This window comes from Thioalkalivibrio sp. (genome assembly GCF_007692535.1).
Taxonomy (GTDB): domain Bacteria; phylum Pseudomonadota; class Gammaproteobacteria; order Ectothiorhodospirales; family Ectothiorhodospiraceae; genus Thioalkalivibrio.
Window position 1 is genome coordinate 1 of record NZ_REBW01000102.1, and the last position, 14,301, is coordinate 14,301.

The following is a 14,301-nucleotide window of genomic DNA, read 5'->3' on the forward strand; positions in this document are numbered from 1 at the left end:
TAGGACGCCAGGCGCTTGTATTTCACCCGGTGCGGCTGGTCGGCGGCGGCACCGAGGCGTTCGTGCCGGTCGGCCTCGTACTCCTGGTAATTCCCTTCGAAGAACACCACGCTGCCGTCCTCCTCGAAGGCCAGCATGTGGGTGGCGATGCGGTCCAGGAACCAGCGGTCATGCGAGATCACGATCGCGGATCCGGGGAAGTCGAGCAGTGACTCCTCCAGCGCCCGCAGAGTCTCCACGTCGAGGTCGTTGGTCGGTTCGTCGAGCAGCAGCAGGTTGCCGCCGCTCTTCAGCACCTTGGCGAGATGAACCCGGTTGCGCTCGCCGCCGGACAGGTCCTTCATCCGCTTCTGCTGGTCCGCGCCCTTGAAATTGAAGCGGCCGACATAGGCGCGTGAGGGCATCTGGAAGTTGCCGACCTGCACGATGTCCTGGCCGTTGGAGATTTCCTCCCAGACCGACTTCTCGTCGGCCAGCGCATCGCGGCTCTGGTCGACGTAGGCGATCTGCACCGTGTCGCCGATGGTGATGTCGCCACCGTCCGGCTTTTCCTGGCCGGTGATCATCCGGAACAGCGTGGTCTTGCCGACGCCGTTGGGGCCGATCACGCCGACGATTCCCCCGCGGGGCACCGAGAACGACAGGCCCTGGTACAGGAGGCGATCGCCGAAGGCCTTGTTCAGGTTCTCTGCCTCGAGGACCACGTCGCCTAGACGCGGACCTGGTGGGATGTACAGGTCCTTGGTCTCGGATCGGCGCTGGTAGTCACTCGAGGACAGTTCCTCGAAGCGCTTCAGACGTGCCTTGCTCTTGACCGTGCGCCCCTTCGGGTTGCTGCGCACCCATTCCAGTTCCGACTCCATGGCCTTGATCCGGGCCTGTTCCGTCTTCTCCTCCTGGGCAAGGCGCTTCTCTTTCTGCTCCAGCCAGGAGGAGTAATTGCCCTCCCAGGGGATGCCGTGACCGCGATCCAGTTCCAGGATCCAGCCGGCGACGTTGTCGAGGAAGTACCGGTCGTGGGTCACCGCGACCACGGTGCCGTTGAACTCCTGCAGGAAGCGTTCGAGCCAGGCCACGCTCTCGGCGTCGAGATGGTTGGTGGGCTCGTCGAGGATCAACATATCAGGGCTGGAAAGCAGCAGCCGGCACAGCGCGACACGCCGACGCTCGCCCCCGGAGAGGGTCTTTACGTCCGCATCCCACGGAGGCAGGCGCAGTGCGTCGGCGGCGACCTCGAGCTTGCGGTCCAGATTGTGGCCGTCGCTGGCCTGGACCAGGGACTCCAGCTCGGCCTGCTCTGCAGCCAGCTTGTCGAAATCCGCGTCGGGTTCGGCATAGGCGGCGTAGACCTGGTCCAGCCGCGCGAGCGCTTCCTGGATGGGCTGCACGGCCTCCTCGACATTGCCGCGTACGTCCTTGCCGTCGTCGAGGCGGGGTTCCTGTTCCAGAAAGCCGATGCGGATGCCGGGCTGGGGGCGTGCCTCGCCGAGGATGTCGTTGTCCACGCCGGCCATGATCCGGAGCAGGGTGGACTTGCCGGAGCCGTTGTATCCCAGTACGCCGATTTTGGCGCCCGGGAAGAAATTCAGGTAGATGTCCTTCAGGATCTGCTTCTTCGGCGGGACGATCTTGCCGACACCGTTCATGGTAAAGATGTACTGCGCCATGGGACCTCTTTTGGTACTTTTGCGTGTTGAGTGGCAGTGAACCCATTACCATACCACGAGTTCCCGATGAAATTATTGGCGCGTCACGGCGTCTATAGACTCGTTCCCATCATCCACTCGAGGAGGCCCCATGTTCCGTTCACGGAAATCCCTGTACGCCTGGCTGTTCGTTCTGCTCTTCTGGGTGCCGCTTGCGGCGCAGTCCGCCGAGAGGGTCACATTGGAGCACGATGGCCTCACCCTCGTGGGACACCTGCAGGCGCCTGTCGATCCCGCGGAAGGGGTCGTCCTGATGCTGCACGGCACGCTGGCGCACGGCCGGATGGAGACCATGGCGGCGGTGCAGGACCTGCTGGCGGATCAGGGGATGAACTCCCTGGCGGTCAACCTGAGCTTCGGCATCGACGCCCGCGAGGGCATGTTCGAGTGCGACCGGCCCGTGACCCACGGTCTGCAGGAGCATTTCGCCGAACTCGACGCCTGGCTGGCCTGGCTGCGCGACGAGGGCTACGGTCCGGTGACCCTCCTCGGGCATTCCCGCGGCGGCAACCAGGTGGCGCGCTTTCACGAGGAGTGGGGGGTAGAGGACGTGCGTGCGCTGGTCCTGATCGCGCCGTCGACCTTCGATGCAGAGCGCGCGGCGGCGGCCTACGAGGCGCAGTCGGGCATGCCCCTGATCGTCCGTCTCGATCAGGCCACGGAGCTGATGCGTATGGATCAGCCGGAGACCCTGTTGCAGGGTGTGCGTTTCCTGTACTGCGAGGAGTTGGACGTGTCCCCGAGGGCCTTTCTCGGATATTACTCGCCGGATGAGGCGAACGATACCCCGACCCTGATCGACGGTATCGATACGCCGACACTGGTGATCATCGGCTCGGAGGACGACGTGGTTGCCGATCTGCCCGAGCGCATGGGGGCTCTCGCGGATGCCGGGAACGTGAGCACCGTCACCATCGACGGGGCGGACCATTTCTTCCGGGACTTCTTTGCTGACGATGTCGTCGAGGCCATCGCGGATTTCATGCAGCAGCATTGATACCGGGCTGATGGAAGAACGCCCGCCAACCGCATATCTGGAGAATCAGAATCAACCGGTTCCAATATTTCTATGTCGCCGTCATCCTCGCGGCGCTGGCCCTGGCGCTGGCCCTGTGGCGGGTGGGTGGAATTTCCTACCCACCCGGTCCCCTGGCGCCACCGGGCGCCGCGGCCGCGATCGTACTACTCCTCTCTCTCGTGAGTTTCGTCCTTTGGCGCTGGACCGGCGCCCTGTTCTGGCGTGTCGTGAGCCCGGGGCTGCTGGTGGCTGGAACCATGATGGTTGCCGCCGGGGCATATCAGCATTGGCTGGTCACTCCGGTCGAGGGGGAGACCGGGTCGGCGGAGCAGAACCGGGTCCATAATGATCGGATCCAGGATGCCGCGGTGGAAGAGCATTCATGTCCAGGGGGTCACCGCATCGTGGTGGCGCCGGGCGATCCGGAGCGGTCCGGGGATGCCGGGGGTCTGACCCTGGAGGTATTCCTGTTGTCGGTGGACGAGACTGAGGAGGCCCTGCGCCTGGCTGCAGCGCGGCCGAACCAGGGCCTGATGAGCTATCCGGCGCTGGAGGAATTCAGGAGTCTGCTGGAGGGCTGCTTTGGGGAGGGCGATACTCTGGACGGGTTTCTTGAGAACGTGGAGCGCGAAGCGTAGCCGGAGTCGGGAGAACCCGGCTCTCCAGCCCTCTCGTAAGCGGCCTCTGGCCGCGATGCGGGCCGGGATCGCGACTGGAGATCTCCCAGGGGAGTGAGATCCTGGTTCAGGGGAATTCGCGCAGGAAGTCGTGCACCTTGTCGACCATCCTGCTGGAACCAACGTAGAACGGGACGCGCTGATGCAGATCGCTGGGCACGATGTCCATGGTCCGCGTTGTTCCATTGCTCGCCATGCCACCCGCCTGTTCGGCGACGTAGGCGATCGGGTTGCACTCGTAGATCAGTCGAAGCTTGCCCTTGGGCGCGCTCTGGGTTTCCGGATAGATGAAGATGCCGCCCATCAGCAGGTTGCGGTGAAAATCCGAGACCAGGGAGCCGATGTAGCGCGAGGTATAGGGCCGGTGGCTCTCCGGGTCGATCTCCTGACAGTACTTGATGTACCTCTTCACGCCCATCGGGAAGTGGACGTAATTCCCCTCGTTGATGCTGTAGATCCTGCCGTCGTCCGGGGTCCGGATGCGGGGATGCGAGAGGCAGAACTCGCCGATGCCGGGGTCCAGGGTGAAGCCATCGACACCATTGCCGGTGGTGTACACCATCATCGTCGAGGATCCGTAGATCACGTAGCCTGCGGCCACCTGCCGGTGGCCCGACTGCAGGAAGTCGGAGACGTGCGCCCGCTCGCCCGCGGGGCTGATCCGCCGATAGATCGAGAAGATGGTGCCCACCGACACGTTGACCTCGATGTTCGAGGAACCATCGAGGGGATCCATGCAGAACACGTAGTGGCCGTCGCGGGACAGGCCATCGTTGAAGGTGACGATCTCCTGGTTTTCCTCCGAGGCGATCGCGCACACCTCGCCTGATGCCTTGACCGCCGCCATGAAGTGATCGTTGGCAAAGACATCCAGCTTCTTCACCTCCTCGCCCTGGACATTGACTTCGCCGGCCTCGCCGAGGATGTCCACCAGCCCCGCCTTGTTGATCTTCTTGTTGACGATCTTCGCGGCGACCCCGATATGGTGCAGCAGTCGGGAGAGGTCGCCCTTGGCTTCCGGGTGTTCCTCCTGCCGGTTGATGATGAACTCGTTCAGGGTGACGATCTGGTAACCCGCGCTGGCCTTCATCCCCTCTCCCCTGCGCCTTCAGGAATACCGCCAGTATACACCCCTGTAGGAGTGACCTCCGGTCACGATGCCCCGGCGCAGAAACGCCCCGAATCGAGGCGGAAGCAGGCCGGAAAGCCGTTCTGGCCGGCCTGCAACAGCGAAGACCGACCCTGCACGACGGCATTGCCAAGCGATTCCCGTCAGGGCTTCAGTCGCTGTCCCGGCGGCGCTCGATCCGCTTGCGCACCAGCCCGCCGAGCAGGAGCAGGGCGGCCAGCACGAAGAGCGGCAGGACGGTCTGCGGTTGCAGGGCATCGCCGGTCTCGATCGCCTCGACCGCGCCGTGCACGGCGGTCGCATACACCCCCCACTTCACGGTGAGCCCGAGCAGTGCGGCAAGCAGGAAGGTGCCGCGCGGCAGTCCCAGAACCCCGCCAGCATAGTTGACGAAGGAGTGTGGAAAGCCGGGCAGCACGCGCAGCGCGGACTGGGTCAGGAGATCGCTTCGGTGGCTCAGAAATTCGACGAGGCGCTCGGCACTGGCGCCGGGGGACCAGCGCTTGCCGAGTCGATGGGAAACCGTGTGAGCTCCCAGCGCGCCGAGGACACTGCCGACCAGCAGCATCGCCACGGAAACCACCGGAGGATGGAACGGCGCGATCAGCCAAAGGCCTAGACTTCCCGGGAGCGCAAAGGCGAACAGCACGATCATCAGTACGACCACCGCGACCATGGCTGCCGGTCGGTCCGCGATCTGTTCGCCCTTCTCCAGCAGCACCGTGAGGTCGCGGGCATGCCAGGTCGCCAGGACCAGGCCTACTGCGACCAGGGTGAGCAGCAGCAGGACGCCCCAGTGCCGGTGTAGCCAGTTGGCAAGCCGCTTCATCGCGCTGGCCAGCTCATCGCGGGCAGGGGCCGGTCTGACGCATTGGAACTCCCATCGAAGAAAAGGCGACCAGGCACCCATCTTCGGGACAAACGGGGATTGCTGGCAAGCGTTTTCAGGACGGGGGCGCTTCTTCCCGAAGCAGGCGCAGGCTGTGTCGGGCGATCATCCGCTCCTCGTCGGTGGGGATGATCCACACGCCGACCCGGCTGCGTTCGCGCTGGGCCTGCTCCGCATGCGTGCGGTTGGCCCCGGGGTCGAGTTCGACGCCCAGCCAGTCGAGTTGCCGGCAGACGCGTTCGCGCACCGGGCTGGAATGCTCGCCGATACCCCCCGTGAAGACGAGGTGGTCCAGTCCGCCAAGCACGGCCACCAGGGCCCCGATCTCGCGGACGGTGCGGTGCACGAACACCGCGACGGCTTCCTCCGCGGCCGGTTCGTCGCTGTCCAGCAGGGTCCGCATGTCCCCGCTGATTCCGGACATGCCCAGCAGCCCCGACTGCTCGTAGAGCAGCGTGGTGACGTCCTCGGGGCTCATCCCCTTTTCCTGCAGCAGGTAGAGCACGGCGCCGGGATCGAGCGAGCCGCAGCGCGTGCTCATGGGCAGCCCGTCCAGGGCCGTGAAGCCCATGGTCGTGGCGACGCTGACGCCATCGCGCAGGGCGGCCAGGCTGGCGCCACTGCCCAGGTGCGCGACGATGACCCGTCCGGTCTCGGTCTTGCCCAGTCGTTCTGCCAATGCCCCGGCGATGTATTCGTAGGACAGACCGTGGAAGCCGTAACGCATCACACCCTGTTCCGCGATGTGGCGTGGCAGGGCGAGACGGCGTTCCAAAGCGGACTGTGTATGGTGGAAAGCCGTGTCGAAACAGGCTGCCTGGAAAAGGTTCGGCCGTGACTCGGCGAGGCTGCGGATGGGAGCGATGTTGTGCGGTTGATGCAGCGGCGCCAGCGGTACCAGCGCCTCCAGCCGGTCCAACACATCGTCCTTGACGCGAACCGCATCCTGAAATGTCTGCCCCCCGTGCACCACTCGATGGCCGGCGGCGTGCAGGGGCCGTCCGTCCCGTTCGCGATCGAGCCAATCCAACAGGAAGTCGAGTGCCTGATCCTGCCCGAAGCTGTCCGAGCCATTCGAGGGATCACGCTCCTCGACGGTATCCCCGTCTGCATCCTTGGCCTCGAACCGTGGCCTCGCGTCCAGTCCGGTGATCTGCCCCCGGAGCCGGCGCCGGGGTTCGGTCTCCCCTCGGGCATTGTTCGCTGCATAAACCGCGAACTTAAGGCTCGAGGATCCGCTGTTCAGGACGAGAAGGTCATCTGACATGGCGAAAACTCCAGGTAAGAGCCCGCACGGCTGGAGGCCGCTCCTAAGCTCCTAAGTGGGGTGGTGGGTCTGGTGTTCGGCGAGGAGGAGGGCGAGGGCGCAGGAGGCCATGCGGGTGATTGCGTCGTCGGCGCGGCTGGTGAGCATGATCGGGACGCGGGCGCCGACGACGACGCCGGCGCCGGTGGCGTCAGCGAGGTAGGTCAGCTGCTTCACCAGCATGTTTGCGGCTTCGACGTCCGGGGCGACCAGGACGTCGGCGCGGCCTGCGACCTCGGAGTCGATGCCCTTGGCGTGGGCGGCACTCTCCGAGATGGCATTGTCGAAGGCCAGCGGTCCATCGAGGATGCCGCCCTCGATCTGCCCGCGTTCCGCCATCTTGCACAGCGCCGCAGCCTCCACGGTGGAGGTGATTCGGGGATTGACCGTCTCCACTGCGGAGAGGATGGCGACCCGCGGTGACTCGATCTTGACCGCGTGGGCCAATTCGATCGCGTTGCGGATGATGTCCGCCTTGTCTTCGAGCGACGGGTAGATGTTGATCGCTGCGTCGGTGATGAACAGCGGTCTGGGATAGGTGGGCACATCGAAGGCCATCACGTGGCTCAGGCGCCGCTCGGTGCGCAGGCCCTTCTCCTTGTGCAGCGCGGCGCGCAGCAGTTCGTCGGTGTGCAGGCTACCCTTCATCAGCGCGCCGACCTGGCCCTCGCGCGCGAGGGCTACGGCACGTTCGGCAGCAGCATGGCTGTGCTTGGTCGCTACGAGTTCGAATTCGGAGAGGTCGATCTCGGCTTCCTCGGCGGCCTTGCGAATCCGTTCCTCGGGGCCGACGAAGACCGGGATGATGAGTCCCCGGCGCGCGGCCTGCAAAGCACCCTGCAGTGACTGCGCGTCCACCGGGTGCACCACGGCGGTGGGCAGGGGTTCCGGGCTCGATGCGGCCTCCAGGAGTTCGTGCAGGTGCCTGCGCTCGGCCATGCGCACGTGGGGCATCACGGTGCGGGGTCGGCGCACCTTCTTGGTGGGCGCGAGGACATCGGCATCGCCCTCGATCACCGTCTTGCCTTCCTGGTTCTTGCACAGGCAGTGGAAACGGATACGGTGCTTCTCGTCGTTCTTCTCGGTGGCCTCGACCGTGATCGTGAGCACGTCGCCGAGCACGATCGGTGCCTTGAAGCGAAGGGTCTGGCCCAGGTAGATCGTGCCTGGTCCCGGAAGCTCGGTACCCAGCAGGGTGGAGATCAGGGCGCCGCCCCACATGCCGTGGGCGATGATCTCCTGGAAGCGGCTGCTCTTCGCAAAGTCCTCGTCGACGTGGGCGGGATTGACGTCCCCCGACATCACCGCGAACAGCTTGATGTCGTCCATGGTGAGGCGCCGCTCGAGGCGGGCCGTGTCGCCAACCTCGATTTCGTCGTAGGTACGGTTCTCGATTTCCTTGTCGGAAGGTGACATCGGTTCAGCCTCGGATGTGCAGGCCACCATCGACGTAGGTGGTGACACCAGTGATCGAGTGAGCTGCGTCGCTGACGAGGAACGCGGCGGTTGCGCCAACGTCGTCGATGCTGACCAGCCTCCGGGTGGGGGACCGCGATTCCGCATCGGCCAGGAGATCGTCGAAGTCGCGGATGCCCGAGGCGGCCCGGGTTGCGACGGGTCCTGGGGAGAGCGCGTGCACCCGGATTCCGGCAGGGCCGAGTTCGGCGGCCATGTAGCGCACCGAGGATTCCAGGGCGGCCTTCACCGGACCCATGATGCCGTAGTTGTCGATGACCTTCTCGGCACCGTGATAGCTCATCGTGATCAGGCAGCCGCCCTTGCGCATCAGGGGCTCGGCGTGCTTCGCCATGCGCATGAAGGAGTGGCAGGAGATGTCCATCGCCAGCAGAAACCCGTCGCGGCTGGAGTCGACCACGCGACCGTGCAGATCGTCGCGGGGGGCGAAGGCGATCGAGTGGATCAGGAAATCCAGCTTGTCCCAGCGCTCGGTGGCGGCTGCGAACAGGGCCTCGGTCTGCGCGTCATCGCGCACGTCGCAGAGCAGGAGTGGGGCGTCGCCCAGTTGTTCGGCCAGGGGGCGGGCATGGGATTCGCCCTTGGGGTGACCGTAGCTGAGGATCAGGTCGGCACCGGCCCCATGCAGGGCACGGGCGCAGCCGAAGGCGATGCTGTCAGCGTTGGCGAGACCGGTGACGATGCCGGTCTTGCCTTCCAGCGGATGTTGTCGGCTCATGAGAACGCTCCGGGGTGGTTTTTCCGGTCGATCCGGCACTCTCGAACGGGTGCCGATCAATGATGCGTTGCGTCATAAGTGTAGCAAAAGGAGAGGCGGACTGCGCGTTGACCGCCGGACTTGAGGCTCAACGGCCGGTGGCACCCGCCAGTGCGCCGCGGTCGAAGCGCCCTTCGTAGAGGCGCAGGAGGGCCGGGATGACCAGCAGCACCAGCATCGTCGCGACGCCGAGGCCGAACACGATGGAGATGGCCATGGGGATCAGGAACTGGGCCTGCAGCGAGCGCTCGAACAGCAATGGCGTGAGGCCGGCGATGGTGGTCGCCGAGGTCAGGATCACCGCGCGCAGGCGCTGGCACGAGGCCTCGATGATGGCATCGCGCAGGGCCAGGCCCTCGTCGCGCAGACCCTGGTAGAAGCTGACCAGTATGATCGAGTTGTTGACCACGATGCCCGTCAGGCCGAACAGGCCGAACATCGAAAGGATGGTGAGTTCCACGCCCAGCAGCCAGTGACCGAGAAAGGCGCCGAGAATCCCGAAGGGGATGATGGCCATCACGATCAGCGGCCAGCCCCAGGAGGCGAAGACCCAGGCCAGGGTCAGGTACATCAGGCTGAGCGCCAGGACCAGGCCGACACGCATGTCGGCGAAGGTCTCTGCCTGGTCGGCGGCGCGCCCCTCGAAGGAGTATTCGACACCGTGGCGCTGCGCAAGCTCGTCCAGCGGCCCGTCCTCGAGGGCCGCCCGGATCCGCGCGGCATTGTTCACGCTGCGGTCCACCTCCGACGAGACGTGAATGGCGAGTCGCGTGTCGGCGTGGCGCAGGGTCTCGAAGCCCTGGCGGGACTGGATTTCCACCACGCTGTCCAGAGGCGCCAGGGCGCCGGAGGGCAGGCGGATGGAAAGCCGGTCCAGGGTCTCCGTGTGGTGCCGTTCCCAGTCGGGCAGGCGCACGCGGACCTCGACCTCCTCCAGGCCGTCCTGGAAGATCTGGGCCATGCGTCCGTCGAAGGCATCGCGCAATTGTGTGCCAACGCTCTCGGTGGTGAGGCCGAGGGCCAGGCCCTCCGGCCTGAGCGAGTAGATGAGCTGCTCGCGTCCGAACGGGGTGTCGTCGTTGATCGCATAGGTGCCGGCAAAGTCGCCGAAGATTTCCGCAAGGTCGAGTGCGGCGGCCTTCAGTCGGTCGGGGTCGTCGCCGGTCAGGCGGATGTCAAGGTCGCGACCCGGCGGACCGCCCGCGCGCTCGCTGATGTTGAAGTTCTCGATTCCGGGCGTCAGGCGCACCCGGTCCTCCCAGGCCCGGATGATCTCGCGGTTCGTCACGGTCCGCGCTTCGGGGGAAACGAGTTCCACCTGGATGTTGCCGAACTGTTCGCCGCGCGGTGCATTGCCGTCGCCCGGATCGATCCCGAGTCCGCGCCGCACGACCGCGGCTTGTACCAAATCCCCGCCCAGCGCCCGTTCCGCCTCGTACAGGGCCTCCTCGGTCGCTGCCAGGAAGGCTTCGACCCGTTCCGGCGGCGTACCGGCGACGAAGTTGACCCCGGCGTTGAGCACGGTGCCCTCGGGCGCCGGAAAGAAGGTGAAGCCGATCCGGCCGCTGGCGGCAAGCCCGATGGCCAGGATCAGAGCCCCGATAGCCAGGGCGAGCGTGATCCCGGCATGGTCCACGGATCGGGCGACGAGGCGCTTGAAGGCGCCGTAGCGAAGGCGTTCGAACCCGTTGTCGAAGCGGGCGCGGAGGCTGCCTTCCGGCGGCTGCTCCAGGCGTGACAGCACGCCCTTGAGATGCGCGGGCAGGATCAGGAAGGCGATGATCAGGGTCGCGAGGATCACGCAGATCACCACCAGCGGGATGTCGAACAGGATGTTCCCGATGACGCCGCCGATCAGCATCAGCGGCAGGAAGGCGGCGACCGTGGTCAGCGACGCGGAGATCACGGGCGCGAGCATCCGCCGCGCGCCGTTGCCCGCAGCCTCGGCCGGCCCCTCGCCCTTCTGGTGCAGCGTGTAGGCGTGCTCGGAAACCACGATGGCGTTGTCGACGATGATCCCCAGCGACATGATGAAGCCGAACAGCGAGATCATGTTGATCGTCCCGCCAACCAGCCAGAGCACGATCAGAGCGGCGGTGAAGGCAATGGGGATCCCCAGCGCCACGCGCACCGCGACGTGCCGGTTGAGGAACAGAAACAGGATGCCGAGGACCAGTAGCAGACCGCCGGCACCGTTCTTCAGAAGCAGTGTGATCCGCTCGAACAGCAGCTCCCAGAAAGCGTCGATCATCTCCAGGGACACGCCCGGGGGCAGGATCGGGCGCACGTCCTGCAGCCATTCCTCCAGGATCCGAGCCGCTTCCAGCGAATCGCCGGTCTCAGTCCGCAGCAGCTGCATCTCCAGCGCCGGCATGCCGCCGACACTGACGCTGACTTCGCCATCGCGCGGCCTGCGTTCGATGTCCGCGATCTGGCCAAGCAGCAGAAGCCCGAGTTCGGGATCGGCGCGCAAAGGCAGTTCCTCGAAGGCGGTAATGTCGCGGCGCTGATCCAGGCTGCGCAGCTGCCGAGCGGTATCGGCCCTTCCGGCGCTGCCCGCCGGGATGTCGCGGCTGAGCCCCTCGATGCGCTGTGCGATGTCGCCAAGGGTCAGATCGGTGGCGTACAGGCTCAGCGTTGGCACCTGGATCGCCATCTCGTCCTCGGGCAGGCCGGTGAACTCCACCCGGGCGATGCCACGGTCCAGGAGTTCACGCTCGAACTGGCGGCCAAGGATGCGCAGATCGTGGATGTTGTCCAGGCCACTGACGAGCAGCCGCGCCACGGGTTCGTAACGTACGATGCGGGTGACCACCGGCGTTTCCGCCGCCTCGGGCAGGTTGCGCTGCTGGTCGACCCGATCCTTCACCTGTTCGAGGGCCAGGGTCATGTCGGTGCCCGCCTCGAATTCCAGGGTGATCGAAGCCACGCCCAGGGCCGAGGTCGAGGTCATGTTGCGGATGCCGTCGACGGTACGCAGGTCCTGTTCCAGCGGGTCGGTGATGCCGCGCTCGACGTCCTCCGCGCTGGCCCCGGTCCAGACCACCCGCACCTGGACGAAATCCAGCTCGAAGGTGGGAAAGAACTGGGTATTCAGCTTCGTTAGGGCAAACGCGCCCCCGAGGACCATCAATGCCACCAGCAGATTGGCGGCCAGGCGGTGATACAGGAAGAGTCCGATCAGACCGCGCCGGGGGTCCCGTGGCGGGGCGGCCGGGCTGGAATCGATCGTCGATTCGTTGGCTGTCATGCGACGCTCACGGGGTCCCGGCCGGCGTGTTCATCTCCACTTCCACCCGGAGACCATCGACGGCGTTGGGCAGACGGGTTGCCACGAGCACGTCCCCCGATGCGAGATCCGGGTGGCGGATCAGCGCGCGCGTGCGCCCCTCTGCGTCGGTGATCTCGCCCAGCCGTTCCACCTGCAGTCCCTGCAGCCGCGCATCGACGATGCGAAAGACGCGGTCCCGCCCGTACAGGGCCTCGAACGGCACGGCAATGCTGTCGGGTTCCTCGGGCAGAATGAGCTGGAGATTCACGAATCGGTTCAGCGGCAGGTCGCGGGCACCCTCGGTGACGCGGAACAGCGCGCTGATGCCGGCCTCGCCGTCACGCGTCTCGCCCGCGAGCCGGGCCAGTTCGGCCCGGATCGGCTGGCCAGCCACGGATGCCTCCGCCGGAAGTGGCTGCTGTTCGGCCAAGAGCCGGGTGATGCGTGGCAGCACCACTTCCGGGAGGCTGGCACGGATCTCCAGGTCATCCAGCGAATAGACACGGACCAATGGATCCCCAACGCGCACCCGTTCGCCCGGGCTGACGTGGACCTCGGCGATGCGGACGCTGGCATACGCCCGGATCTCGGCGCGATCCACGTCCAGCCTCGACCGCTCGACCGTGGCGCGGATACGCGCCTCGCGTGCCTGGGCCTGAGCCAGACGACTGGGGGCGTCGGCCACGGCCTGCTCGCGTGCGTCCACCGTGAGTCTGGCCTGTTCCAGGCTGCGTTGGGCGTCATCGACCGAGGCGTCAGACCCAAGGTCGCGGGCGCGGAGATCGCGGGCGCGGTCCAGACCGCGCTGGGCGATCTGGAGCAACGCCCGTTCCCGGGCGAGGGTGCGGACGTCCGCCTCCGCGCGCAGCCGCTCGCTCTCGATCGCGGCCGTCGCCTCGTTCAACTCGGCCTCGCGCTGGGCGAGATTCAGCCGGGTCTCCGACGGGTCGATCTGTACAAGCAAGGCGCCGACAGCGGCGGTCTGCCCCGCCCGGACCGGTACCCCATCGATCTCGCCCTCGATCGCGGCGCGCAGGATGGCGGTCTGCGGTGAAGAAGTACGCCCGAAGAGCTGCAGGGTCGGCCGGTTCACCCCAGGATCCACCTCGATGCCACGGACCTGCCAGGCACGCTCAGTCGCCTCGGGAGGGGGTGCGGAGGGTCCCGTTGCACGCAGTATCATAAAGCCGACGACGGCCGCTGCGAGGATCAGCAGCGGCGCGAGCTTGCGGGCGAAACGGCTTGGGGACATTGGGGTCTCGGGAGTGCGGGGCTTGGCGCCACTCTAGGACGTCGAAAGGCGGCTGAGGTTCACCGTTTGGCGACGGGGATCTGGTGCGGCGCGACAATTGTAGCTGATTCGCAAGCCGGGTCGAATGGCCGGACGGGATCCGCAGCGGGGTTTCGGTTGCTTGCTCCCGACCTCCGCCGGCAAGTGGAATCGGGTTTGACACGTCGGTCCGGATCGCTGCTAAGCTCGTCCGGCAAGCGGCGGATTGGCCGCAGACACGGAGGAAGGACTGTCATGCAAGAGCAGAGACTGTACAAGCGGTTTGCGATCCTGGCGATCGGGCTCATCGCCCTGGCGCTTTCCAGCGCGGCCCTCGCGCAGATGGGGCAGCAGCGCGGAGCGCAACAGCCCGGCGCCCTGGAGCAGGAATTCCTGCAGTTGCAGGAGCGCCTGCAGCAGGCGCAGCAAAGGGCGATGGAGAACAACCCGGCGCTGCAGGAGCAGGCGGACGCCATGGAAGACCTGGTGACCGACAAGATGCGGGAGGCCGGTTATGATCCGGGCGCCATCATGGAGACGCTGCTGGCGGCCCAGGGTCAGGTGCAGGACGAAAGCCTGTCGGATGCGCAGCGCCGCGAGATCCTGGAGTCACAGGAAGTGCGCGAGGCGCAGCAGCAACTCCAGGAGGCACAGCAGGCCGTGATGCAGGACCCTGAGGTGGTTGAGGCTCAACGTTCCTTCGAGGAGGACATGATGGAAGCGATGCGCAGCGAAGAGCCGGAAACCGATCGCATCATCGAACGCCTCCAGGAAATCCAGCTCGAAGCGCAGCGGGGCATGC

10 protein-coding genes and 1 pseudogene are annotated in these 14,301 nt (G+C 66.0%); 3 read left to right on the forward strand and 8 right to left on the reverse strand.

Annotated features, from left to right (window positions below; all coding sequences use genetic code 11):
* Positions 1–1,667, reverse strand: a 1,667-nt coding sequence (gene ettA / locus EA346_RS04300) for an energy-dependent translational throttle protein EttA (protein WP_296756081.1), incomplete at its 3' end; no start/stop codon positions are given.
* A 130-nt stretch (positions 1,668–1,797) separates the two neighbouring features.
* On the opposite strand from ettA, the gene EA346_RS04305 reads away from it, so the two are divergent.
* Positions 1,798–2,703 (forward strand): alpha/beta fold hydrolase, encoded by a 906-nt coding sequence (locus EA346_RS04305; protein ID WP_296756082.1) that lies wholly within the window; start codon positions 1,798–1,800, stop codon positions 2,701–2,703.
* Positions 2,704–2,903: 200 nt separating this feature from the next.
* Complete coding sequence (locus EA346_RS04310) at positions 2,904–3,362, forward strand: hypothetical protein (protein WP_296756084.1); 459 nt, start codon at positions 2,904–2,906, stop codon at positions 3,360–3,362.
* A 106-nt stretch (positions 3,363–3,468) separates the two neighbouring features.
* On the opposite strand, the gene fbp is transcribed toward EA346_RS04310, so the two are convergent.
* The 7 genes and pseudogenes from fbp to EA346_RS04345 all read right to left on the reverse strand — a co-directional run bounded on the left by fbp (position 3,469) and on the right by EA346_RS04345 (position 13,481).
* Entirely contained in the window at positions 3,469–4,491 is a 1,023-nt protein-coding gene (gene fbp / locus EA346_RS04315) for a class 1 fructose-bisphosphatase (protein ID WP_296756085.1), read from the reverse strand.
* Between the two features lie 190 nt (positions 4,492–4,681).
* Entirely contained in the window at positions 4,682–5,359 is a 678-nt protein-coding gene (locus tag EA346_RS04320; RefSeq protein ID WP_296756086.1) for a VTT domain-containing protein, read from the reverse strand.
* A gap of 115 nt (positions 5,360–5,474) precedes the next feature.
* Positions 5,475–6,686, reverse strand: coding sequence for an acetate/propionate family kinase (locus tag EA346_RS04325; RefSeq protein ID WP_296756088.1), 1,212 nt, complete (start codon positions 6,684–6,686; stop codon positions 5,475–5,477).
* A 51-nt stretch (positions 6,687–6,737) separates the two neighbouring features.
* Entirely contained in the window at positions 6,738–8,141 is a 1,404-nt protein-coding gene (locus tag EA346_RS04330) for a bifunctional enoyl-CoA hydratase/phosphate acetyltransferase (RefSeq protein WP_296756089.1), read from the reverse strand.
* A gap of 4 nt (positions 8,142–8,145) precedes the next feature.
* Entirely contained in the window at positions 8,146–8,919 is a 774-nt protein-coding gene (fabI, locus tag EA346_RS04335) for an enoyl-ACP reductase FabI (RefSeq protein ID WP_296756091.1), read from the reverse strand.
* A 127-nt stretch (positions 8,920–9,046) separates the two neighbouring features.
* A pseudogene (locus EA346_RS04340) lies at positions 9,047–12,154 on the reverse strand (efflux RND transporter permease subunit); the annotation flags it as partial.
* A 61-nt stretch (positions 12,155–12,215) separates the two neighbouring features.
* The gene (locus EA346_RS04345) at positions 12,216–13,481 is read right to left on the reverse strand and encodes an HlyD family efflux transporter periplasmic adaptor subunit (protein ID WP_296756094.1); all 1,266 of its coding nucleotides are present in this window, start codon (positions 13,479–13,481) and stop codon (positions 12,216–12,218) included.
* 273 nt (positions 13,482–13,754) lie between these two features.
* On the opposite strand from EA346_RS04345, the gene EA346_RS04350 reads away from it, so the two are divergent.
* A partial coding sequence (locus EA346_RS04350; protein WP_296756096.1) for a hypothetical protein occupies positions 13,755–14,301 on the forward strand: 547 nt, incomplete at its 3' end.